This window comes from Corynebacterium sp. USCH3, from assembly GCF_037619475.1.
Classification (GTDB): domain Bacteria; phylum Actinomycetota; class Actinomycetes; order Mycobacteriales; family Mycobacteriaceae; genus Corynebacterium.
Window position 1 is genome coordinate 258,933 of record NZ_JAQPZT010000003.1, and the last position, 22,821, is coordinate 281,753.

The 22,821-nt window shown below is 69.4% G+C and carries 20 protein-coding genes; 15 read left to right on the plus strand and 5 right to left on the minus strand.

Going from position 1 to position 22,821, the window contains the following annotated elements:
- Nucleotides 1-4: 4 nt before the first annotated feature.
- A complete protein-coding gene (locus PQI66_RS07395; protein ID WP_339997156.1) occupies nucleotides 5-1,798 on the plus strand; it encodes a S9 family peptidase in 1,794 nt (597 codons plus the stop codon).
- Between the two features lie 14 nt (nucleotides 1,799-1,812).
- On the opposite strand, the gene PQI66_RS07400 is transcribed toward PQI66_RS07395, so the two are convergent.
- Nucleotides 1,813-3,150: an HNH endonuclease signature motif containing protein gene (locus PQI66_RS07400; RefSeq protein ID WP_339997158.1), complete on the minus strand. Its 1,338-nt coding sequence runs from the start codon at nucleotides 3,148-3,150 to the stop codon at nucleotides 1,813-1,815.
- Between the two features lie 134 nt (nucleotides 3,151-3,284).
- On the opposite strand from PQI66_RS07400, the gene PQI66_RS07405 reads away from it, so the two are divergent.
- The 9 genes from PQI66_RS07405 (at nucleotide 3,285) to PQI66_RS07445 (ending at nucleotide 11,143) form a co-directional block, all read left to right on the plus strand.
- Nucleotides 3,285-4,568, plus strand: a complete 1,284-nt coding sequence (locus PQI66_RS07405; RefSeq protein ID WP_339997161.1) for a M18 family aminopeptidase — start codon at nucleotides 3,285-3,287, stop codon at nucleotides 4,566-4,568.
- Nucleotides 4,569-4,573: 5 nt separating this feature from the next.
- Nucleotides 4,574-5,065, plus strand: a complete 492-nt coding sequence (locus PQI66_RS07410) for a tRNA (cytidine(34)-2'-O)-methyltransferase (RefSeq protein ID WP_339997164.1) — start codon at nucleotides 4,574-4,576, stop codon at nucleotides 5,063-5,065.
- Nucleotides 5,066-5,084: 19 nt separating this feature from the next.
- A complete protein-coding gene (locus tag PQI66_RS07415) occupies nucleotides 5,085-5,936 on the plus strand; it encodes a bifunctional methylenetetrahydrofolate dehydrogenase/methenyltetrahydrofolate cyclohydrolase (protein ID WP_339997166.1) in 852 nt (283 codons plus the stop codon).
- Nucleotides 5,933-6,322 carry a DUF3017 domain-containing protein gene (locus tag PQI66_RS07420; protein ID WP_339997168.1) on the plus strand — a complete coding sequence of 130 codons (390 nt, stop codon included), beginning with the start codon at nucleotides 5,933-5,935 and terminating at the stop codon, nucleotides 6,320-6,322. The genes PQI66_RS07415 and PQI66_RS07420 overlap by 4 nt, the downstream gene beginning before the upstream one ends.
- Nucleotides 6,323-6,351: 29 nt before the next feature.
- Nucleotides 6,352-7,260, plus strand: a complete 909-nt coding sequence (locus PQI66_RS07425) for a TIGR03571 family LLM class oxidoreductase (protein ID WP_339997663.1) — start codon at nucleotides 6,352-6,354, stop codon at nucleotides 7,258-7,260.
- A 102-nt stretch (nucleotides 7,261-7,362) separates the two neighbouring features.
- A complete protein-coding gene (locus tag PQI66_RS07430; protein WP_339997169.1) occupies nucleotides 7,363-8,541 on the plus strand; it encodes an extracellular solute-binding protein in 1,179 nt (392 codons plus the stop codon).
- 10 nt (nucleotides 8,542-8,551) lie between these two features.
- On the plus strand, nucleotides 8,552-9,334 hold the full coding sequence (gene cysT, locus PQI66_RS07435) for a sulfate ABC transporter permease subunit CysT (protein WP_339997171.1): 783 nt from the start codon (nucleotides 8,552-8,554) through the stop codon (nucleotides 9,332-9,334).
- Entirely contained in the window at nucleotides 9,331-10,134 is an 804-nt protein-coding gene (locus tag PQI66_RS07440; RefSeq protein ID WP_339997172.1) for a sulfate ABC transporter permease, read from the plus strand. The genes cysT and PQI66_RS07440 overlap by 4 nt, the downstream gene beginning before the upstream one ends.
- Nucleotide 10,135: 1 nt before the next feature.
- Nucleotides 10,136-11,143, plus strand: a complete 1,008-nt coding sequence (locus tag PQI66_RS07445; RefSeq protein ID WP_339997173.1) for a sulfate/molybdate ABC transporter ATP-binding protein — start codon at nucleotides 10,136-10,138, stop codon at nucleotides 11,141-11,143.
- Between the two features lie 83 nt (nucleotides 11,144-11,226).
- Here PQI66_RS07445 and metX read toward each other — a convergent pair whose 3' ends face one another.
- The 3 genes from metX to PQI66_RS07460 all read right to left on the minus strand — a co-directional run bounded on the left by metX (nucleotide 11,227) and on the right by PQI66_RS07460 (nucleotide 16,118).
- Nucleotides 11,227-12,348, minus strand: a complete 1,122-nt coding sequence (metX, locus tag PQI66_RS07450; protein WP_339997174.1) for a homoserine O-acetyltransferase MetX — start codon at nucleotides 12,346-12,348, stop codon at nucleotides 11,227-11,229.
- Between the two features lie 13 nt (nucleotides 12,349-12,361).
- Entirely contained in the window at nucleotides 12,362-13,702 is a 1,341-nt protein-coding gene (locus tag PQI66_RS07455; RefSeq protein ID WP_339997175.1) for an O-acetylhomoserine/O-acetylserine sulfhydrylase, read from the minus strand.
- 160 nt (nucleotides 13,703-13,862) lie between these two features.
- Nucleotides 13,863-16,118 carry an NADP-dependent isocitrate dehydrogenase gene (locus tag PQI66_RS07460; RefSeq protein WP_339997176.1) on the minus strand — a complete coding sequence of 752 codons (2,256 nt, stop codon included), beginning with the start codon at nucleotides 16,116-16,118 and terminating at the stop codon, nucleotides 13,863-13,865.
- Between the two features lie 439 nt (nucleotides 16,119-16,557).
- On the opposite strand from PQI66_RS07460, the gene PQI66_RS07465 reads away from it, so the two are divergent.
- Both PQI66_RS07465 and PQI66_RS07470 read left to right on the plus strand, forming a co-directional pair.
- The gene (locus PQI66_RS07465) at nucleotides 16,558-17,730 is read left to right on the plus strand and encodes an MFS transporter (protein ID WP_339997665.1); all 1,173 of its coding nucleotides are present in this window, start codon (nucleotides 16,558-16,560) and stop codon (nucleotides 17,728-17,730) included.
- A 10-nt stretch (nucleotides 17,731-17,740) separates the two neighbouring features.
- Nucleotides 17,741-18,709: an exodeoxyribonuclease III gene (locus PQI66_RS07470; RefSeq protein WP_339997177.1), complete on the plus strand. Its 969-nt coding sequence runs from the start codon at nucleotides 17,741-17,743 to the stop codon at nucleotides 18,707-18,709.
- Here PQI66_RS07470 and PQI66_RS07475 read toward each other — a convergent pair.
- Nucleotides 18,679-19,614, minus strand: a complete 936-nt coding sequence (locus PQI66_RS07475; RefSeq protein WP_339997178.1) for an SLAC1 family transporter — start codon at nucleotides 19,612-19,614, stop codon at nucleotides 18,679-18,681. The genes PQI66_RS07470 and PQI66_RS07475 overlap by 31 nt on opposite strands.
- 71 nt (nucleotides 19,615-19,685) lie before the next feature.
- On the opposite strand from PQI66_RS07475, the gene PQI66_RS07480 reads away from it, so the two are divergent.
- The 3 genes from PQI66_RS07480 to yhjD all read left to right on the plus strand — a co-directional run bounded on the left by PQI66_RS07480 (nucleotide 19,686) and on the right by yhjD (nucleotide 22,810).
- Nucleotides 19,686-20,582, plus strand: coding sequence for a LysR family transcriptional regulator (locus PQI66_RS07480; RefSeq protein WP_339997179.1), 897 nt, complete (start codon nucleotides 19,686-19,688; stop codon nucleotides 20,580-20,582).
- Between the two features lie 11 nt (nucleotides 20,583-20,593).
- Nucleotides 20,594-21,610, plus strand: a complete 1,017-nt coding sequence (trpS, locus tag PQI66_RS07485; protein ID WP_339997180.1) for a tryptophan--tRNA ligase — start codon at nucleotides 20,594-20,596, stop codon at nucleotides 21,608-21,610.
- A 108-nt stretch (nucleotides 21,611-21,718) separates the two neighbouring features.
- Nucleotides 21,719-22,810, plus strand: a complete 1,092-nt coding sequence (yhjD, locus tag PQI66_RS07490) for an inner membrane protein YhjD (RefSeq protein ID WP_339997182.1) — start codon at nucleotides 21,719-21,721, stop codon at nucleotides 22,808-22,810.
- Nucleotides 22,811-22,821 lie beyond the last annotated feature (11 nt).

The following is a 22,821-nucleotide window of genomic DNA, read 5'->3' on the forward strand; positions in this document are numbered from 1 at the left end:
GCCTGTGAGACATACCTACGCCCCCAGCCTCGCCCCGGACGGTTCCGCCATCGCCTACGTCATGCACGACGGGGTCTCGCCGCGGGCGATGCAGTCGTTGCTCGACGGTGGCGAGCGTCCGGTGGTCATCCCCACCGAAGGGCCGGCCGTGGCGGTGAGGTACTCGCCGGACGGGCGCTGGCTGGCCGTCGAGGTGTCGCCCCGGGGCACCGAGCGCAACGAGATCTGGCTGGTCTCCAGCGACCCGGCTGATCCGTCGGCGGTGTTGGTCGGTGACAGCGGCGACGCGAAGACCTCGGTCGTGGAGTGGGACAACGGCCTGCTGGCCGTCGACGCGGTGGGCTCTGACGGCGTCGCGGAGGGGCGCCGGTTCGACCCGGAGACCGGTCGTACCGTGGTGGTCGACCGTCGGGCCGACGGGAAACTCGTCGCCGCGGAGAGCGGGTACGCGTTGATGCGGGTCGGTCCGCGGGGGAACCGCGAGCTGCTGCTGATCCGGCCCGACGGGTCCTGGCGGCCCGTCCTTTCCCCGCAGCCGGGGTCCACGACCGACGACGGGCACATCCTGCCTCCGGTGGGTGGGGAGCCGCCGGTACTGCTGGTCATCGGTGACCACGGTGCCGACCGTCGGCGGGTGATGCGTGTCCGGGAGCGTGACGGGGTGATGTCGGTGCGGGAGTTGATCGGGCACCCCCACGCCGACGTCGACGAGTTCATCGTCAGTGACGACCGCGGGACAGCCGCCGTGCTGTGGAACCAGGACGGGGTCTCCACCCTCGAGGTGTTCCTCCTGGACGCCCACGAGCGGGTGACCGTGCGACGCTCCGTCCGGCTGCCCGGCATGGTCGGACGGGGCGTGACCTTCACCGGCGACGGCCGACGGGCGGCATTGACGGTGGAGAGCCCGGATGTCCCTCCGGCGGTGCACCTGGTGGACTGCCGCAGCGGGGTGGTCACCCCGTTGAACGGGACCGGGGGAGGGGTGGACCGTCCCCTGCTGGCCCAGGTGCAGCAGCCCCAGCTGCTGCATTTCACCGCCCGCGACGGGGTCGAGTTGTCGGGTTGGCTGTACCGCGGGGCGAACCCGGAGTTCGAGCCGGCGCGGGGGTCGCGTCCGGTGCTGCTGCACTTCCACGGCGGCCCGGAGGGGCAGTCCCGTCCGGAGCACCATGACGTGCTGCGGGACGTCATCGACGCCGGGATCACGGTGTTCACCCCGAATGTGCGCGGCTCCTTCGGCAGTGGGCGCACGTTCATGCACGCCGACAACCGTTACGGGAGGTTCGCCGGGATCGACGACCTGGAGGACTGCGTCCGCTTCCTGGTGTCGATGGGGGTGGCGGACCCCGACCGGCTGGCGATCAGCGGGCGGTCCTACGGCGGCTACCTGACGAATATCGGCGTGACCTGGTTCCCGACGTTGTTCCGTGCGGCGGTGAGCGCCTGCGGCATGAGCGACCTGCAGACGTTCTACCGCGACACCGAGCCGTGGATCGCCAGTGCGGCGTACCCGAAGTACGGCTACCCGATCCAGGACGGCGAACTGCTGCGGGAGGTGTCGCCGCTGCACCGGGCGGACAGGGTGCGTACCCCGGTGCTGTTCATCCACGGTGCCAACGACACCAACGTGCCGCCGAGCGAGTACCGGCAGATGAAGGCGGCGCTGGACGCCAGCGGGGTTCCCACCGGGGAACTGGTGATGGAGGACGAGGGACATGAGTTCGTCAAGGCGGTGAACCGTCGCAGGATCGCCGAGCGGATGGTCTCCTTCCTCCGTGAGCACGGCGTGGCACCCTGACCTGAGCTGTCGGGTCAGAACGGAACCTCCGGATCACCGGTGTCCGGGAGGCGGGCGGTGTTGTGCCGCCGGACGACAGCGAACCGGCGGGAGGCCCGGTCAGCGAAGGTGGTCCGGGCGAAGCGGGCCAGGGGGCCGACGGGTTCGGTGAGATGACTGTGCCCGTCGTCGATACTGGTCCACATCACCGTCGCGTCGGCGGCGATCGTCGGGTCCCACCTGCCCATCGTCTTGAGCAGATGGTGCCTGCGGCACAGGCACTGCAGGTTGCGGGTGTCCGTGGGGCCGCCGGCGGCGGGGGCGGCGTGGTCGTAGCGCCGCACGTGGTCGATGTCGCAGTCGTCCGCGGGGACGTCGCAGCCGGGGAAGCGGCAGCTGCCGTCGCGACCGCGGACGAAGGCGCGGATCTGTTCGGTGGGGACGTAGTTCTCCACCCGGTCGTGTCCCGGCACACGCAGATGGGTGACCTGCTGCATGAACCGGGCCGTGGCGAAGTCGTCGAGCCAGTGGCCGGCGGCGGTGGTGACGGAGGGGCTGTCGATCTCGCGGTACAGGTTCAGCGTCACCGACACCGTGGCGCTGCCCCGTGCGAGGTGCATCAGCCCGTCCGCCCGGGAGCAGTCCCTGTCCTGGCAGACCGCGTCGAGGATGGTGAGGAACTCGTCGGCCTCGGCCGGGTGCAGGGTGGCGGCGATGGTGGTCGCCGCCGGGTCGTAGGTGTCGACGCTGACCCGCCGCTGGTCCCGGAGGGAAGGGTCCGTCGCCGGAGCGTCGGGGTCGATCGGACGGGCGAGCTTGTCGACCTCGCCGACGGCCGTCGCGAGTCGTCGGAAGAGGCTGCGGGGTCCGGGGACCGCCTGGCCGTGCCGTCGCGGGGTGAGTGCCGCGACCAGGGCTTCCTCGACGGCGGAGACCAGCCCGGCGTCGGAGTGGTCGACCCCGTCCGTGGCGCGGGTCAGCACCCGCAGGTGGTCGTAGCCGAGCATGCCGCCGTCGAGATGGTCGCTGAGCAGCGGCATCCGCCGGCACAGGATCCCGAGGTCGCAGAATATCTCCGCACGTCCACGGGGCAGTGCCAGCTGGGCCTGAATCCGCGAGCAGTGGTCGGCGACATCGGCGGACTCCTCCGGGGTCGACAGACGGGCGACCTCGACCATCGCCTGGTTCATCCGGCGCACGGCCCGGACGGCGGGGGCGGCGTCGACCTCGACGGCCCAGCGGGGGCGCGCACCGCCGTCGACGAGCAGCTCGGTCGCGGCCTGGTCGAGCTGCCGGAGGAAGCGGAGGTCCGCGTGCAGCGGGCTCTCCGGCGGATGTGGTGGGTGTGGTGGCGGTGGTGTGGTGTCCGACATATCGATCACCTTATCCAGAGTGACGGACACGGCATGCTCGAAAAGGAGAAACATAGAACGTATGTTCGATCACGATGGTAGCGGTGGCGTCCCGCAGTCACTCCGTGTCCCGGGCGGGTGGTTTACTGGGGTCCATGACAGAGTTCGCCCGCCGTTTCATCGACTTCATCGACGCCGCCCCCAGCAGCTACCACGCTGCCGCGGAGGTGGCGTCCCGGCTGGACGCGGCCGGTTTCGTCCGCCAGGACGAGAAGGCCCGGTGGGACGCCGCCCCCGGCGGTCACTACCTGGTGCGTGGTGGGGCTGTCCTGGCCTGGCGGACCCCGGAACCCGCCGGGGAGACCGGCCGGGCTCGGCACTTCCGCATCGTCGGGTCCCACACCGATTCGCCGGGGCTGAAGTTGAAGCCCGCCGGGGACATCGTCGGGCCGGGCGGGTGGCGGCAGGCCGCGGTCGAGGTCTACGGCGGTGCGATCCTGCCCGCCTGGCTGGACCGTGAACTTCGCCTCGCCGGCCGGGTCGTGCTGGCGGACGGCACCGACCACCTGGTACGCACCGGCCCGGTGCTGCGCGTCCCCCACCTGGCGATCCACCTGGACCGCAACGTCAACGACGGGCTCACCCTCGACCGGCAGCAGCACATGCAGCCGGTGTTCGCCGTCGGTGACGGCTCGCCGACGATCGGTGAGGTCATCGCCGGGGCGCTCGACGTGCCCGACGTACACGCCGACGACATCCTCGCCCACGACCTGATCACCGTCGACGCCCAGCGCGGAGAGGTGTTCGGGGCGCAGGACGACCTCCTCGCCGCCGGGCGGATGGACAACCTCAGCAGCGTCTTCACCTCCCTGGAGGCGTTCCTGGCACTGGGCCCGGACAGTCCCGACGGCGGCATCCCGGTGCTCGCGGCCTTCGACCACGAGGAGGTCGGCAGTGCGACCACCAGCGGGGCGGCGGGCCCGGTGCTGGAGGACGTGTTGACCCGCACCGCCGCCGCCCTGGGGGCCGACCAGGAGGAGACCCGGGCGATGTTCGCGCGGTCGTCCTGCGTGTCCGCCGACGCCGCGCACTCCGTCCACCCGAACTACGCCGGTAGGCACGACCCTGTGCACCGTCCGGTGGTCAACGGCGGCCCCGTCCTGAAGATCAACGCGAACCAGCGCTACGCCTCGGACGCCGCCACCTCCGCGGCGTGGCGTGCGGCCTGCCGCGCAGCCGGGGTGCCCGACCAGGTGTTCGTGGGGAACAACGACGTCCCCTGCGGCTCGACCATCGGGCCGGTCACCGCGACCCGGCTCGGCATCCCGACCGTGGACGTGGGGATACCGCTGCTGTCGATGCACTCCGCCCGCGAGATGGCGGGCGTGTCCGACCTCGCCTGGTTCACCGACGCGCTGCGGGCATGGTGGGAGCAGTGACCGGCATGGCCGAGACGACCGGAACGTCCCCCTACTGCCACATCCTCTTCGAGCACCCGGCGATTCCCGGCAACACAGGCAGCGCGATCCGCCTGTGTGCGGGTACCGGCGCCTCCCTGCACCTGGCGGAGCCCCTGGGCTTCAACTTCGACGACAAGCACCTCAGACGCGCGGGGCTGGACTACCACGACCTCGCCGACGTGCACGTCCACCCGTCGCTGGACGCCGCCCTCGACGCACTGCCCGGGGCGAGGGTCTTCGCCTTCACCACCCACGCCGAGACATGGCACACCGACGTCACCTACGAACAGGGGGACGTCCTGCTCTTCGGCACCGAACCCACCGGGCTGACGGAGGAGGCGCTCGCCGACCCGCGGATCACCCGGCAGGTGCGCATCCCGATGCTGCCCGGCCGACGCAGCATGAACCTCTCCAACGCCGCCTCGGTGGCCGCGTACGAGGCGTGGCGGCAGGCGGGGTTCCCCGGCGGACACTGAGGGTGCCATACTGGTGCACGTGACCACTGCGACAAAGCTGGACGGAAAACTGTACCGCGACGAGATCGTCGAGGACCTCACCCGCCGGGTGGCGGCGCTGAAGGAGAGGGGGGTCACGCCGGGACTGGCCACCGTCCTGGTCGGCGACGACCCCGCCAGCCACTCCTACGTGAAGATGAAACACCGCGACTGCGAGCAGATCGGGGTGAACAGCATCCGGCGCGACCTGCCCGCCGACGTGAGCCAGGAGGAGCTCAACGCCGTGATCGACGAGCTCAACGCCGACCCGGCCTGCACCGGGTACATCGTCCAGCTGCCGTTGCCGAAGCACCTCGACGAGAATGCGGTGCTCGAACGCATCGACCCGGCCAAGGACGCCGACGGGCTGCACCCGGTGAACCTCGGCAAGCTCGTGCTGATGGAACCCGCCCCGCTGCCCTGCACCCCCAACGGCGCGATCTCCCTGCTCCGCCGCTACGGAGTGGAGCTCGACGGGGCGAAGGCGGTCGTCATCGGTCGAGGCGTGACCGTGGGACGCCCCATCGGCCTGATGCTCACCCGCCGGTCGGAGAACTCCACCGTGGTGCTGTGCCACACCGGTACGAAGGACCTGGTCAAGGAGACCCGCGACGCCGACGTCATCATCGCCGCCGCCGGTAAGCCGCACATGCTCACCGCGGACATGGTGAAGCCCGGTGCGGCGGTGCTCGACGTCGGGGTCTCGCGTGTGGACGGCGCGCTCGCCGGTGACGTGCACCCGGACGTCTGGGGTGTCGCCGGGGCGGTCTCACCCAATCCGGGGGGAGTGGGGCCGTTGACCCGTGCCTTCCTGATCCACAATGTCGTGGAACGTGCGGAGCGGCTGGTGTGAGTGACGGGAGCGGTGGCGGCGGTGACGGTGACAAGGCGGACCTCGTCGAACTGACGCCGGCGGAGCGCAGGACGCTGCTGCGTAACCCACACGATGTCGCCGTACCGCACTCGCGGCTGAACCAGACGGTGCAGATGCTGCTGGTCGTCGGCTTCGTCCTGGTGATGCTCGTGGGGCTGGTGTTCCTCGTCGCCGACCGGTGGCGTCGGGGGACGGTGACGGTGGGCACGGGCATGCTCCTCCTCGGCGCCCTGCGCTGGGTGGTCGACGGGGAGATCCTGGGGGTCCTCTCCGTGCGCTCGCGGAAGTTCGACTCGTTGTTCTGCCTCGCGGTCGGTGCGTTGATGCTGCTGGTCGCGGTGTCCGTCGACTCGTTGGGGAGTTAGTGGTGACCTCCTGCCGCGACCTGCCCGGCATGCGCAGGACCTTCGCCGAGGGGGAGCTGACCCTGGGCCTGGGCCTGCCGGTCGGCGGGGACCCGGAGGACGTCACCCGTCAGGTCGCCCTCGTCCGGGCGGCGGAGGAGGCCGGCGTCGCCGCGGTGTGGGCGCGCGACATCCCGCTGCGGGTCGACACCTTCGGCGACGTCGGGCAGGTCCATGACCCGTTCATGTACCTCACCTGGCTGGCGGCGCACACGGAGACGATCGCTCTCGGCACGGCGGCGGTCGTGCTGCCGTTGGCGCACCCGTTGCTGCTGGCCAAGCGGTCGGCCGGTCTGGACCGTCTCAGCGGGGGACGCTTCCTCATGGGTGTGGCCAGCGGAGACCGTCCCGAGGAGTTCCCGGCGTTCGGCATGGAGAAGGGGGAGCGCGCCGCGGTGTTCCGGGAGAACCTGGAGGTGTTGGAGGCCGGCTGGTCGTCCACGGGACGTCCGGTGCGGTGGTCGCGGGGACGCATGGGTGGCGCGGACGTCGTCCCTAAACCGACGGTGGGGCGCGTGCCGGTCCTGCCGACGGGGTCGTGCCAGCAGAACATGGACTACAACGCCGCCCACGGCGACGGGTGGATCACCTACCACCGTCCCCTGCCGCAGCAGAAGGTGATGGTCGACCGGTGGCGGGCGTCGTGCCGGGACGGCTTCCGACCCTTCGCCGAATCGATGTGGGTCGACCTCGCCGAGGACCCCGGCCTGCCGGTCGAGGGGCGCGACTTCGGCTACCGGACGGGGCGGGACGGCCTGTCGGAGATCCTGCACTCCCAGCGGTCGATGGGGGTCAACCACGTGTCCTTGCAGCTCAGGAGCAGGGAGCGCGCCGCCGAGGACATGCTCGCCGAGGTGGCGACGTACGTGCTACCGGAGTTCCCGGCGCTGTACGGCTGATTTTATTCTCCGTGAATCGAACTCTGCGGGGTGGGCGGGGTCGACGGATAGTGTCTCCTGCGTAGTAGACAGATCAGTCTGTGCGGAAGAGAGGGAAGCGTCGTGGCGTTCAAACCGAGCCTGGGGGCGGTACTCGTCGGTGCCGGCCTGGTGGCGGCCGTCGGGGTGGCCGTCCTGCCCGGGGGGACCGTCGACGACCCTGACGTCGTCGACGTGTCCTCGGGCGACGACCGGCTGAACCTCGTCGCCTACGCCGTCCCGAAGCCGGGGTTCGAGGCCGTCATCCGCGGCTTCCGTGGCACCGCCGAGGGGAAGGACACCGGCTTCGCGGAGAGCTACGGTGCCTCCGGGGACCAGTCCCGCAAGGTCGCCCGGCACCTGCCGACCGACATCGTGAACTTCTCCGTCGAACCCGACGTGACCCGGCTCGTCGACGGTGGTCTGGTCGCCGGGGACTGGCGCGACGACGTGCCCGACGACGAGTCCGGACGCTCCGTCCCCTTCGGTTCCGTCGTCGCCTTCGTCACCCGCGAGGGCAATCCGCACGGGGTACAGAACTGGGACGACCTGCTGGAACCCGGGATCGAGGTCATCAGCCCGAATCCGGCCAGCTCCGGATCGGCGAAGTGGAACCTCCTCGCGCCGTACGCCAGCTGGTTCTTCCAGTCCCGCGACGCCGGCGCCGACACACAGGCGGCCCACACGGAGGCGCTGGACAAGCTCACCCGGCTCGTCGGCGAACACTTCACCGTGCGCCCGAAGTCCGGGCGCGAGGCCACCTCCGCATTCGGGGGAGGACAGGGAGACGTGCTGCTGTCCTACGAGAACGAGGCCATCGAACTGGACCGCAACGGTGGACGCATCGACTACACGGTGCCGGCGGACACCTTCCGCATCGAGAACCCGGTGGCCGTCGTCGACACCACCGACGACCCCGACGGGAACATGGGGAAAGCCACGCAGTTCCGCGACTACCTGTTCACCCCGGAGGCGGAGACGCTGTGGGCGTCCGAGGGGTTCCGGCCCGGCCCGGACCTGTTCTCCGACTCCACCGGGGTGATCGACGGCCTGCCCGCCGAGCAACGTGAGGCGTTCCGGCCGCTGGACACCGTGCACACCATCGACGAACTCGCCGCGGCGTTCCGGGACCTCGACCCGTCCCTGGACCCGGACGGTGACGCGGCGGACTGGGACATCGTGGACACCGTCCTGTTCAAGCGCGCCAAGCCGGGCAGCGGCGACACCGACGGCGCCGTCACGACGATCTACCAGGCGGTCTGAGATGGGTGAGATGAGAACGAAACTCAGCATGGGCACCGCCACGCTGTGGCTGTCCGTCATCGTCCTGCTGCCGTTGGTGGCCCTGACCACGGAAGCCTTCTCCGGCGGGCTCGGCGGCTTCTGGGACGCCGTCACGGCACCCGGTGCACGGGACACACTCTGGGTGACCGCGAAGGTCTCCCTCGCCGTGGCGCTGATCAACATGGTCACCGGCACCCTGATCGCCTGGGTGCTGGTGCGCGACGACTTCCCCGGGAAACGCCTCGTGGACGCGGTCATCGACCTGCCGTTCGCGCTGCCCACGATCGTCGCGTCCCTGGTGCTGCTCAGCCTGTACGGTCCGGACAGTCCGATGAACATCACCCTCAACGCGACCCAGCCGGCGCTGGTCATCGCGCTGGCGTTCGTCACCCTCCCGTTCGTCGTGCGGTCGGTGCAGCCCGTGCTCATCGAACTCGACCACGACGTCGAGGAGGCTGCGGCGTCCCTCGGCGCGTCCAACGCCACCGTCTTCCGGCGGATCATCCTGCCGGCACTGTGGCCCGCGGTGCTGTCCGGCACGGGACTCGCCTTCGCCCGGGCGATCGGTGAGTACGGCTCGGTGGTGCTCATCGGCGGGAACATCCCCGGGGAGACGCAGGTCGCCTCCCAGTACATCCAGGAGCAGATCGAGTCGGACGTCCCGTCCGCCGCCGCGGCGGTGTCCGTCGCCCTGCTGGCCGTCACCTTCATCGTCCTCCTCGTCCTCCGCCTCGTCGGGGAACGCAGCACCCGGAAGGAGCAGGACGCGTGAACCAGTCAAGAACCAGTGTCCTGACACTACGCACCCTCGCCCTGGTCTACCTGGCCGTGCTCGTCGCGCTCCCGGTCGGTACCATCCTGTGGCGCACCGTGGAACCCGGCGTCGGTCAGTTCTGGGAGTGGATCACCACCCCGGCGGCCGTCTCGGCACTGCAGACCTCACTGCTGATCGTGGTGATCACGGTGCCGTTGAACGTGGTCTTCGGCATCGTCGTCGCCCTCGGGCTGGTCCGGGGTCGCTTCCCCGGAAAGTCGCTGGTCCAGGCGGTCGTGGACCTGCCGTTCGCCGTCTCGCCGGTGATCGTCGGTGTCGCGTTGATCATGCTGTGGGGCACCGACGGGTGGTTCGGGGGTGTCGAGGACCTCGGCTTCCGGGTGATCTTCGGCCTGCCCGGCATGGTGCTGGCGACGGTGTTCGTCACCCTGCCCTTCATCGTGCGGGAGGTGGAGCCCGTCCTGCGGGAGATCGGCACCGAACAGGAGCAGGCGGCGTCCACCCTGGGCGCCTCCCCCTGGCAGACGTTCCGGCGCATCACCCTGCCGTCGATCCGCTGGGGCCTGTCCTACGGCATCGTGCTCACCGTCGCCCGCTCCCTGGGCGAGTTCGGCGCGGTGATCATGGTCGCCTCCGGATTCGCCGGCGGCGGGCAGACCCTGACCCTGCTGGTGCACTCCCGCTACCTCGACGACAACAACGTCTACGGCGCCTACGCCGCGGCGACCCTGCTGATGATCGTCTCGGTGATCGTCCTGGTCGTCATGACCCTGCTGCAGAAGAAGAAGGTTTCCTGACATGGCCATCTCCGTCTCCCACGCCGTGAAGACCTACGGGGACTTCACGGCCCTCGATGACGTCTCCCTCGAGATCCCGGAGGGGTCCCTCACCGCCCTGCTGGGACCGTCCGGTTCGGGCAAGTCCACCCTGCTGCGCACCATCGCCGGCCTGGAACGCCCCGACTCCGGCGCGGTGGTCATCGACGACCGCGACGTGACGCGGCTGTCGCCGCAGGACCGGGGCATCGGCTTCGTCTTCCAGCACTACGCCGCCTTCAAGCACATGACCGTGCGCGACAACGTGGCCTTCGGTCTGTCGGTGCGCAAACGCCCGAAGAAGGAGATCGACCGGCGGGTCGACGAACTCCTGGAGATCGTCGGTCTCGCCGGGTACCACACCCGCTACCCCTCGCAGCTCTCCGGCGGCCAGCGGCAACGGATGGCGCTGGCACGGGCGCTCGCCCCGAATCCCGGCATCCTGCTGCTCGACGAACCGTTCGGCGCATTGGACGCGAAGGTGCGCGAGGACCTGCGGACCTGGCTGCGCCACATGCACGAGGAGTTCACCGTCACCACCGTCCTGGTCACGCACGACCAGGAGGAGGCGCTCGACGTCGCCGACCGGATCGCCGTGATGGGTGACGGACGCATCGAGCAGGTCGGCACCCCGACCGACCTCTACGACGCCCCGGCCACCCCCTTCGTCCAGTCCTTCCTGGGGCACGTCACCACGCTGGACGGTCGCACGGTGCGTCCCCACGACATCAGGCTGGGACGTAACGTCGACCCGGAGGTGCCCGGCAACGAGGTCGCCGCCACCGACGTGCGCGAGGCCGTGGTCGAGCGGGTTGCCGTGCTGGGCTTCGAGGTCCGTGTGGAGCTGAGGGACGTGGTGGACGGCGAGCGGTTCACCGCGCAGATCACCCGCGGCGACGCCCGGACGCTGGGACTCGGTGCCGCCAGCGTGGGCGAGACCGTCTACGCCCGGGCGACGGAGGCCGCCGCGGCTGCCCGACCCCGGCGCTGAAAAGACACCGTCCTGTGCCCGCGATCCGGGCGATGTGCGTGCACAGGACGGTGCCCTTTCTACGGGTGTGGACGTGGGGCGCGCTACCGCTGCGCCAGCAACGCCGCCTTGGTGAGGAACTTGTCGAGGATGATCGTCATCTGACGGGTCTCCGTGAGGAAGCCGTCGTGCCCGGTGGGGGAGGTGATCTTCGACAGGCCGATGAAGTCCCCGAGGTTGCGGGAGAGGTGCTCCTGCTGGTGGTACGGGTAGAGGATGTCGGTGTCGATGCCGGCGACCATGGTGGGCACCTGGGACGACCCCAGGACCGCGTTCATGCCGCCGCGGCCGCGTCCGACGTCGTGCCGGTTCAGCGCGTCGGTGAGGATCACGTAGCTGCCGGCGTCGAACCGGGCCTCGAGCTTCTCCGCCTGGCGGTCGAGGTAGCTCTCCACGGCGAAACGCTCCGTGGGGGAGTTGTAGGGGCCGTACGGGTTCTCGCCCGGTTGCGGCTCGGTGGCGAACCGTTCGTCGAGTTCCAGCTCACCGCGGTAGGTCAGGTGGGCGATGCGTCGGGCCTGGCCGAGACCGTGGGACGGGATGCTCCCGGAGCCGTGGTAGTCGCCGTTCTGCCAGCAGGGGTCGGCGGTGATGAAGCGGATCTGGGCGGACTGGATCCCGATCTGCCACGCCGAGGCGCGGGCGGAGACGGCGACCGGCAGCGCGGCCTCCACGACCTCGGGGTACATGAACGTCCACTCCAGGACACGGGCGCCGCCCATGGACGCGCCGACCACACCGCGGATTCTGCGGATCCCCAGCACGTCGATGAGCAGGGTCTTCTCCGCGGCGACGAGGTCACGGATGGACAAGGCGGGGAAGCGTGACCCCCAGTGGCCGCCGTCGGGGTGCGCGGAGGACGGCCCGGTGGACCCCTGGCACCCACCGAGGCAGTTCGCGCAGAGCACGAGGTAGCGCTCGGTGTCGAGGGCCAGGCCGGGGCCGATCATGCCGGCCCACCAGTCGTCGGCGTCGCCGTCGGCGGTCAGGGCGTGCTCGATGACGAGGACGGGACGGGCCACGGCTTCCTCGGCGGCGCCCTCGTACCAGGCGAACAGACGCAGTTCGGCGCCGGGGACGTCCACCCCCGCCTCGGTGGTGAACGTGCCGATCGGCACCGTCACCGAGGAATGGGAGGCGGGCAGGGACCGGGGGTCGATGCTCATGCGGTGCCGGGCCTCAGCGGATCGCGTCGAAGCCGAGCTGGAGGTCGGCGAGGATGTCCTCGATGTCCTCGATGCCGACCGACAGGCGGATGGTCGCGAGGTTCACGCCGGCGCGGGTCAGACCCTTCCGGTCGGACTGGGAGTGGGTGGTGGTCGCGGGGTGGACCACCAGCGAGCGCACGTCGCCGACATTGGCCAGGTTGGAGTGCAGTTTGAGGGCGTCGATGAAGGCCCAGGCCTTCTCACGGGCCTCGTCGGACCAGACGTCGTCGACGGCGAGGTCGAAGGACAGCACCGAGCCGGTGTACTCCAGACCGAGCTTCTCCTTGGTGGCGTACCAGGGGGAGTCCGGCAGGCCGGCGTAGTTCACCGTGGCGACCGCGGCGTTCTCGGCGAGGGAGCCGGCGACGATCTCGGCGTTCTCGTTGTGCTTGCGCACACGCAGGGCCAGGGTGTCCAGGCCCTGGATCGTGATCCAGGCGTTGAACGCCGAGATCGCCGCACCGGTGTCGCGCAGCAGGCCCACGCGGGCCTTCAGCCCGAAGGCGGCCGCACCGAGGTCGGCGTACTTCAGGCCGTGGTAGGCGGGGTCCGGGGTGACGAAGGACGGGAAGACCGGTTCACCGTCGCGTTCGACGGTCCAGTCGAAGGAGCCGCCGTCGACGAGGATGCCGCCGAGTCCGGACCCGTTGCCGGTGTAGAACTTCGTCAGGGAGGCGACGACGATGTCCGCGCCGAGCTCCAGGGGACGTACCAGGGCCGCGGTGGCGACGGTGTTGTCCACGATGAGCGGCACGTTGTTGCGGTGCGCGACCTCGGCGACGGCCGGGATGTCCAGGACGTCGGCCTGGGGGTTGGCGAAGGTCTCGCCGTAGAAGGCCTTGGTGTTCGGCTGCACGGCCGCCTGCCAGGACTCGAGGTCGTCCGGGTCCTCGACGAAGGTGACCTCGATGCCGAGACGGGCGAGGGTGACACCGAAGAGCGTCTCGGTGCCGCCGTAGAGGCGTGGCGAGGTGACGATGTGGTCACCGGCACCGGCGAGGTTGAGGATCGCGGCGGTCTCCGCGGCCTGACCGGAGGCGAAGGCCACGGCGTGGACACCGCCCTCCAGGGACCCGATGCGGTTCTCCAGGGCCTCCTGGGTGGGGTTGGTCAGACGGCTGTAGACCGGTCCCAGGTCCTCGAGGGCGAAGCGCTGCTTGGCGTGCTCGGCGGAGTCGAAGACGTAGGAGGTGGTGAGGTAGATCGGCTGGTTGCGGGCGCCGGTGTCGGAGTCGACGGTCTGTCCGGCGTGCACGGCGCGGGAGGCGAAGCCCCAGTTGGCGGCGTCGGCGTTGTCGTACCTGGTGGTCATGTGTGGTGGTCCCTTCGGAAGCTGATGGAGTCGTTTCGCTGGGAACACGATAACCCACCGGAGGGTGAGCGGCAAACAGCTCGGTCTACTTTGAGTCAAAGGTGCAGGTGGGGCACCATTGCTCTGGTAGACCGAGCTGTTCAGTGGACGCCGCGGCGCGTCAGGAGTTGCGCGCGGTGAGTCCGTCGATCACGGCGTTGAAGGTGGCGGACGGGCGCATGACCTTCGTGGTCTTCTCCTCGTCCAGCCAGTAGTAGCCGCCGAGGTCCGCGGAGGAGCCCTGCCCGCCGCGCATCTCCTTCTTGACGGTCTCGTACTTCTCCTCCAGCTCCTGGGCGACCGGGCCGAAGATCTCGGCGAGCTCCGCGTCCTCGGTCTGCTTGGAGAGGTTCAGCGCCCAGTAGCGGGCCAGCCAGTAGTGGCTGCCACGGTTGTCGATCTCGCCGACGACACGGGCGGGGGAGAGGTCCTCGTTGAGGATGCGCTCGGTCGCGGCGTCGAGGGCGTCGGCCAGGATCGGGGTGCGCGGGTTGTTGTCGGTCTCGGCGAGCTTGCGCAGGGACTCGGCCAGGGCCAGGAACTCACCCAGGGAGTCCCAGCGGAGGTAGTCTTCCTCGATGAGCTGCTGGACGTGCTTCGGGGCGGAGCCGCCGGCACCGGTCTCGAACAGTCCGCCACCGGCGATCAGCGGCACGATCGACAGCATCTTGGCGCTGGTGCCCAGCTCCATGATGGGGAAGAGGTCGGTGAGGTAGTCGCGCAGCACGTTGCCGGACACGGAGATGGTGTCCTCGCCGGCCCGGATCCGGTCGACGGAGAGCTGGCAGGCTTCCTCGGGGGAGAGGATGCGGATGTCCAGGCCCTCGGTGTCGCCGACGAGCCCGGTGTCCTTGAGGTACTCCTCGACCTTGGCGGTCATGTTGCGGTCGTGGGCACGCTCCGGGTCGAGCCAGAACACGGCCGGGACGCCGGTGTCGCGGGCACGGCTCACGGCCAGCTTCACCCAGTCGCGGATCGGCACGTCCTTGGCCTGGCAGGCACGCCAGATGTCACCGGGGGCGACGGTGTGGGACATGAGGACCTCGCCGGAGGAGTCGACGACCTCGACGGTTCCCTCGGACTGGATCTTGAAGGTCTTGTCGTGGGAGCCGTACTCCTCGGCCTTCTGCGCCATCAGGCCGACGTTGGGGACGGTGCCCATCGTCGTCGGGTCGAAGGCGCCGTTCTTGCGGCAGTCCTCGATGACGGTCTGGAACACGCCCGCGTAGGAGGAGTCCGGGATGACGGCGAGGGCGTCCTGCTCCTTGTCGTCCTTGTTCCACATCTTGCCGCCGCCGCGGATCATGGCGGGCATGGAGGCGTCGACGATGATGTCGGAGGGGACGTGCAGACCGGTGATGCCCTTGTGGGAGTTGACCATCGCCAGGTCCGGGCCGTCCTCCAGGCCCTTGTCGAAGGCGGCACGGATCTCGGACGCCAGGTCGGCGCCGATCTCGTCGGCGTAGTCCTCGAGGCCGGAGTAGATGGCGGCGAGACCGTTCTCGCCGTTGAGCCCCTTGGAGAACAGGGTGTCGCCGTACTTCTCGAAGACGTCGGAGAAGTAGGCGCGCACGACGTGGCCGAAGATGATCGGGTCGGAGACCTTCATCATGGTGGCCTTGAGGTGTGCGGAGAAGAGGACCCCGTCCTCCTTGGCGCGGGCGACCTGGGCCTTGAGGAACTCGTCGAGGTCCGTGGCGCGCAGGACGGTGGCGTCGACGATCTCCTTGTCCAGCACCGTCAGCCCGTCCTTGAGGACGGTGGTCTCGCCGTCGGCGCCGACGAGGCGGATGGTGAGGGTGTCGTCGCCGTCGATGATGACGGACTGCTCGTTGTGGCGGAAGTCCCCGTCCGACATGGTCGCGACATTGGTCTTCGAGTCAGCGGACCACTCACCCATGTGGTGCGGGTGCTTGCGGGCGAAGTTCTTCACCGCCTTCGGTGCGCGACGGTCGGAGTTTCCCTCACGCAGGACCGGGTTCACCGCGGAGCCCTTGACGGAGTCGTACCGGGCGCGGGCGTCCTTCTCCTCGTCGGTGGACGGCTCGTCCGGGTAGTCGGGCAGGTCGTAACCGTGCTCCTGCAGCTCGCGGATCGCGGCCTTGAGCTGCGGCACCGAGGCGGAGATGTTCGGGAGCTTGATGATGTTCGCGTCCGGCTGCTTGGTCAGCTCACCGAGCTCGGCGAGGGCGTCGTGGACCTGCTGGTTCTCGGGGAGGACATCGTTGAACGCGGAGAGGATGCGGGCCGCCAGGGAGATGTCGCGGGTTTCGACGGCGACACCGGTGGTGGAGGCGAACGCCTCGATAACGGGCTTCAGTGAGTACGTGGCAAGCAGTGGGGCTTCGTCAGTACGGGTGTAGATGATCTTGGCCATGGGCCGGTGTCTCCCTCTTCGATAGTCAGTGCAGCGACGCGTCGGCCGTCCCCTCGTGAGGGACGGAGACGGGCGCACCTGCGATTATTCGTCTCGTTCTTCGGTGATGCCTTCGTGTGGAAGGGTGCCTCTCGGGCATCTACTATCGCGATAATACGGCAATGCCGGTCGCCCCGACGGTCGCGGGGCGCGGATACCCTACACCCGGGGAGAGACCGTTATCCGGATATCAATGAAATCGATCCCGACGAATCTCGGCCGACGATGGAATAGATCTGAATCGATACCGGTTGGCCTCTGCTGTGGCACGCGCCGAATTTTCGAGGAGTATCCCGTGACTGAATCACCCACCGGAACCAGAACCCGACTGCAACGTCTGGCGGACCTGCCCCGCCAGCCCCACCTGCCCGGTCGACGTCCCCTGCCGCGTCAGACGGAGATGGGGAGGCGTCGACGGCCGATCGCCATCCTCATGCTCGCGCTCGGCGGCTTCGGCATCGGCACGACCGAGTTCGTGGCGATGGGGCTGCTCAACTACATCGCGGACGACTTCTCGATCAGCGAGGCCACCGCCGGACACGTGATCACCGCCTACGCGCTCGGCGTGGTCGTGGGTGCCCCGGTGATCACGGCGTTCACCGGCTCGATGCCCCGACGACGGCTCGTCCTGATCCTCATGGGCGCCTTCACCGTGGGCAACGCGCTCAGCGTGCTCGCCGGCTCCTACGGGCTGCTGATGCTGTCCCGGTTCATCGCCGGCATCCCCCACGGCGCCTACTTCGCCGCCGCCGCGTTGATCGCCGCGTCCATGGCGGACGCCGGGCAGCGGGGGCGTGCGGTCGCCCAGGTCTCCATGGGACTGTCGGTGGCGACGGTCGCCGGCGTGCCCGCGGCCCAGTGGGTCGGTCAGACGCTGGGGTGGAACGCCGCCTTCGCCGTGGTCGCACTGATCGGGCTCGTCACGCTGGCCGGCCTGTGGTACTCGTTGCCGCACATGACCCAGATGCCGGCCACCCGGCCGATGACGGAGCTCAGCGCCCTGGTCAACCCCCAGGTGATGCTCACGCTGCTGCTCGGCACCGTCGGCTTCGGCGGTATGTTCTGCGTGTACACCTACATCTCCTGGACGATGACGGAGCGCGCCGGTTTCCCGGAGAACCTCATGTGGCTGGTCCTGATGGTCTACGGCGTCGGCATGGTCGCCGGCACGTTCGTCGGTGGACGGCTGGCCGACGTCAACGTGGAGGGCTCGATCTTCGGGGCCCTGATCGCGATGGTCGTCATGCTCGGTGCGTTCTACTTCACCAGTACGATCGCACCGCTGGCGATCGTGAACTTCGGGCTGGTCGCCATGTCCGGTTCCGTGATGACGATCAACCTGCAGACCCGGCTGATGGATGTCGCAGGCAAGGCACAGAACCTCGCGGCCTCGATGAACCACTCGGCGTTGAACCTCGCCAACGCCGCGGGTGCCGCGGTCGGTGGTGCGGTGATCAGTGCCGGTTACTCGTACTCGGCACCTGCACTGGCCGGCGTGGGGATGGCCCTGTGCGGTATCGCGGTCTTCATCCCGACCTACCTGCTGCGGCGCCGCAGCGATGCCCGCCGCTAGTCTGGACCGCATGACTGTCACCGTCGCCACCGTCAACGTCAACGGCATCCGTGCCGCAGCCAAGGTCCGCAACGAGGACAACCACGGGATCCTGCCGTGGTTGGAGAGCACCCCGGCGGACGTGGTGCTGCTGCAGGAGGTGCGTGCCACCCCCGACCAGACCGAGAAGGCGCTGGCCCCGGCGCTGGAATCCGGGTGGAACCTGGTGCAGGCCGAGGCCGCGGCGAAGGGGCGTGCGGGTGTGGCTATCCTGTCACGGCACGGGATCGAGGACGTCCGGGTCGGGTTCGGGGAGGGGTTCAGCACCGAGTTCGACGACGCCGGCCGCTACATCGAGGCCACCACCGTCGGCCTCCGGGTCGCCAGCGTCTACCTGCCGTCCGGGGCCGAGGGGACGGCCAAGCAGGACGAGAAGTTCCGGTTCCTCGACATCTTCGGGCCGTACCTCGACCAGCAGGCCGGGGTGCACGAGCAGATGGTCGTGGGCGGAGACTGGAACATCTGCCACCGTCGCCAGGACCTGAAGAACTGGCGTCCGAACCGGAAGAAGTCCGGCTACCTGCCGTCGGAACGGGCGTTCATGGACTCGGTGTTCGGCACCTTCCCGGACGACGCCACGCAGATCGGCGATCCGACGGATGCCGGGCGTACCGGCAACCCGGCGGGGGACCCGTCGGACTTCTTCGGTGCGGTGGAGTACACCCCCGGAGATGTGGCGGCGCAGCGCCTGGAGGACGGGGCGGTGGCGGAGCCCCGGTGGTTCGACGCACTGCGCCGCCTGCACCCGGACGAGGACGGTCCCTACTCCTGGTGGACCTGGCGCGGCCAGGCGTTCGACACCGGTGCCGGGTGGCGGATCGACTACCAGGCGGCGACGTCGGCGTTGATGCAGCGTGCGGAGTCCGCGTGGGTGGACCGGGCCGAGCACTACGACCTGCGCTGGAGCGATCACTCCCCGGTACTGGTCACGTACCGGTAGCCGAGCGCGCCGACCAGCCCTGCGGCGGCGACGGTCACGTGCAGGACCAGCAGGACGAGAAGCGCCGCGCTGACCCCGTCCAGCCAACCCGCACCGGTGCTGACGGCCAGTTGGTGGGTGCCCAGGCTGCAGGTGCCGACGGGGAAGGTGGCGGACCACCATGCCGGGCCGTAGGTCGCCGCGGACGCGACGGGGGAGTGTCGTAGCAGCGTCCCCCAGTGGTTCCGGAGGGCCCACAGTGCGGCGGGGACACCCACGGTGAGCATGACGGCGGCATACGTCCGGCCGGCGTCGGTGAGGTCGGTCCCGTCGGTGAGCAGCAGGGCCGCGGTGCTGCTCTGGCCGACGATGCCGAGGGGGATCCACGTCGTCGCGGCGGCGGGAGGCGCGGGGCGTCGTCCTGGCGACAGGTAGACGAGGATGAACGCGGGCACGCCGGCCGCCAGGGATGCGGCGAGGCAGAGGGCCCCGGGCAGCGGGTGCCCGAGCTGGGCGGCGTTGGTGGCGGCCACCATCGGGGTGACGAGGGGCAGGGTGGCGGGGAACGCGCGTGGCAGTGCACCCCGGACGAGCTTCCACGCCTGAGGCGTGAAGACCAGGACGGAGGCGATGGTCCCGAGTATCCAGGTGACACGGTGGACGGTGACGAGACCGAGGGTGCCGTCCGCGGCGGACCCGAGGGCGAGGATGCCCATGGTGACCATCGACCAGGAGGGGAGGTCTGTGGTGAGCCAGCTCCGTCCGCCGGCGGTGAGGACCAGCAGGACGGCGGTGGCCAGGACGGTGACGATGCCGCCGGTGGGCTGGCCCACGTGGACACCGAGCATCGCCGCGGTGATGGAGACACCCATCAGCACACCGCCCCAGGCGGGGCCGGGCGGCGGAAGCTCGGTCGTGGTGTCCATGATGCCGACCGTAACGCGGCCTGCCGCATGACGGGGATAACGGCGCAGGTGGAACGGGGTACAGTGAACGTATGTACCCTCTCGTTCCGCCGGTTGACCAGCTCGCCACGCTCATCGCCGTGGACGAACGCCGCAGCATCGCCGCCGCCGCGCGTGACCTGGGGCTGAGCCAGCAGACGGTGAGTGCACGGGTGGCGGCCGCGGAGAGGACGCTCGGGGTCGCTGTCTTCCGGCGGGGGGTGGGGGGATCGGAGCCCACCGACCGTGGGCATGCCGTCCTGGCGGCGGCCCGCGACCTGCTCGCGGCGGCGGGGGAGTTTTCTCGTGCCGTGGTTGCGGCGACTCAACCGGATGCCGTGCGGTCGCTGCCGGTCGCCGTCTCCAATACCGTCGCGGAACTGTACTTCCCCTCGTGGGCGGCGCGGTTCCACCGGGAGAACCCGTCGGTCCGGCTGCAGTTGCGCTCGCGCAACAGTGCGGAGGTGTGTGACGCGGTGGCCGGAGGCGAGTGTGTGCTGGGCTTCGTGGAGGGGGCGGAGGTGTCGCACGGTCTGGCGTCGGACGTGGTGGGGGTGGATGACCTGATCCTCGTTGTCCCGCCGTCGCACCCCTGGGCCGGCTCCGAGGTGGACGCTGCCCGCCTGCGACGCACCCCGCTGGTCACGCGGGAGCGAGGGTCCGGCAGCCGGGAGATCGTGGAGGCGGCCCTGGGGACGATCGCCGAACCGGCAGGGGAGTTCGGGTCGTTGTCGGCCCAGCGGGCGGCGGTGACCGGGATGGGGGAGCCGACGGTCATCGCGGCCCGCGCGGTGGAGGCGCAGGTGGCGTCCGGCGAGCTGGTCCGTGTGCCGGTGACAGGGGTGACCTTCCGGCGTCTGTTACGGGCGGTCTATCCCCGGGGACGGCCGCTGGAGGTCAGCGACCCGGATGCCGAGGCACTGCTGCAGATCGCGAAAGTGCCCGGGTAACATGACTGTCCATGAGCGATGAAGCACAGATCAAGCGCGTCCTGTCCGGCATTCAGCCCACGGCGGACTCCTACCACCTCGGGAACTACCTGGGTGCGGTCAAGCAGTGGATCGACCTGCAGGACGGGTACGACGCCTTCTACTTCATCCCCAACCTGCACGCCATCACCGTGGACCAGGATCCGACGGAGCTGAAGGAGCGGACGCTGGCCGGCGTCGCGCAGCTGTTGGCGTTGGGCATCGACCCGGAGAAGTCCACGATCTTCGTTCAGTCCCAGGTGCCGCAGCACGCCGAGCTGGCGTGGGTGCTGACGTGCCTCACCGGCTTCGGTGAGGCGTCGCGGATGACGCAGTTCAAGGACAAGTCCGCCAAGCGTGGCGCCGAGCGGACCTCGGCCGGTCTGTTCATGTACCCGATGCTCATGGCCGCGGACATCCTGCTCTACCGTCCGCAGCTGGTGCCGGTGGGTGAGGACCAGCGCCAGCACCTGGAGTTGACCCGCAACCTGGCTGAGCGTTTCAACGCCCGTTTCGGCGAGACGTTCGTGGTGCCGGACGGGTTCATCCCGCAGGGTGCGGCGAAGATCTACGACCTGCAGGACCCGACCTCGAAGATGAGCAAGTCCGGGGACAACCCGAAGGGCATCGTGAACCTGCTCGACGAGCCGAAGACCTCGGCGAAGCGGATCAAGTCGGCGGTGACCGACAACGACGGCGAGATCCGCTACGACCGGGAGGAGAAGCCGGGGGTGTCGAACCTGCTGGTGATCCAGTCCGCGCTGACCGGGCGGAGCGTGGATGAGATCGTGGCCGACTACCAGGCTGCCGGGGCGCAGTACGGCGCACTCAAGGTTGACACCGCCGACGCGCTGCAGGCGTTCACCACCCCGCTGAAGGCCCGGTACGACGAGTACATGGCTGACCCGGCGGAGCTGAAGCGGATCCTGGACCGTGGGGCGGAGAAGGCCGGCGTGGTCGCGGAGTCCGTGGTCGCCGACGTGTACGAGAAGATGGGGCTGCTGCGGTAGGGGTGGGTTATTCCCCGGGGAGCCGCGGAAATGAATTAGGGTAGGGCCAGCGCTCACTGACTGATGTGGGGCACTGACGACATAGAGACACACAAGAGGAGTCCTCTGATGGCTCGCACGATCACCGCCTCCGACCGGGACAAGTTGGACGACCACGGCATCGAACGGTCCACCGACGACTCGCCGGGGGCGATTGACCGGTACCGTGACAAGTGGCCCTGGTTCGACCACGTGATGCGCATGAACGAGCGCTACACGGATCAGGGCGGCAACAACTTCGCCGCCGGCATCACCTACTTCTCCGTCCTCTCGATCTTCCCGCTGATCATGCTGTGCTTCGCCACCGTCGCCATGGTGGTCGCCGGAAACCAGGAACTGATCGACAAGATCACGGAGACCGTCACCGACTCCGCCGGCGGTGAACTCGGGGACACCCTCAACGACATCATCATGCAGGCGATCGACCAGCGCGGCAGCGTCTTCGGTATCGGTCTTGTGCTGGCGCTGTGGACCGGTCTCGGGTGGATGAAGAACCTGCGTATCGGCGTCTCCAGCATGTGGAAGGTCTCCGGCCAGGCCGACAACGCCGTCAAGGGCAAGATCAGCGACCTCATCGGACTCATCGGTCTGCTCCTCGCCCTGGTGGTCGCGTTCGCCGTCACCGCGTTCGGAGGCGGTGGGTTCACCAGCAGCGTCCTGGAGACGATCGGGCTGGGTGACGTGCCCGGCATCCGCATCTTCACCTGGCTGGCGGCCCTGGTCGTCGCGCTCATCGCGAACTGGATCGTCTTCTTCTGGTTGATGCTCTACCTCCCGCGCACGCGCGTCCCTCGTCCGGCTGCGGCACGTGCCGCGGTGATGGGTGCGCTGGCGTTCGAGGTGATCAAGCAGATCGCCACCCTCGTCTTCTCCAACGCACTGTCCAACCCCGCAGGCGCGGCATTCGGCCCGGTCATCGGAGTGATGGTCGTGCTGTACCTGGTCTGGCGCGTGACCCTGTACCTGGCCGCCTGGACCGCGACCACCCCGGAAGCCCTCGCCGCGATGGTTCCCGACGCACCGCCGGCGGCGGTGATCCGCGTCCGGCAGGAGGTCCGTCCCGGCGCCCGCGACATCAGTACCGCCGGACTCGTCGGTATCGGCACCGCGCTCGGTGCCACCGCAGTGGGGCTGCTCAGCCGGGCCTTCCGGGGGAAGTAGGGGAGAGACCC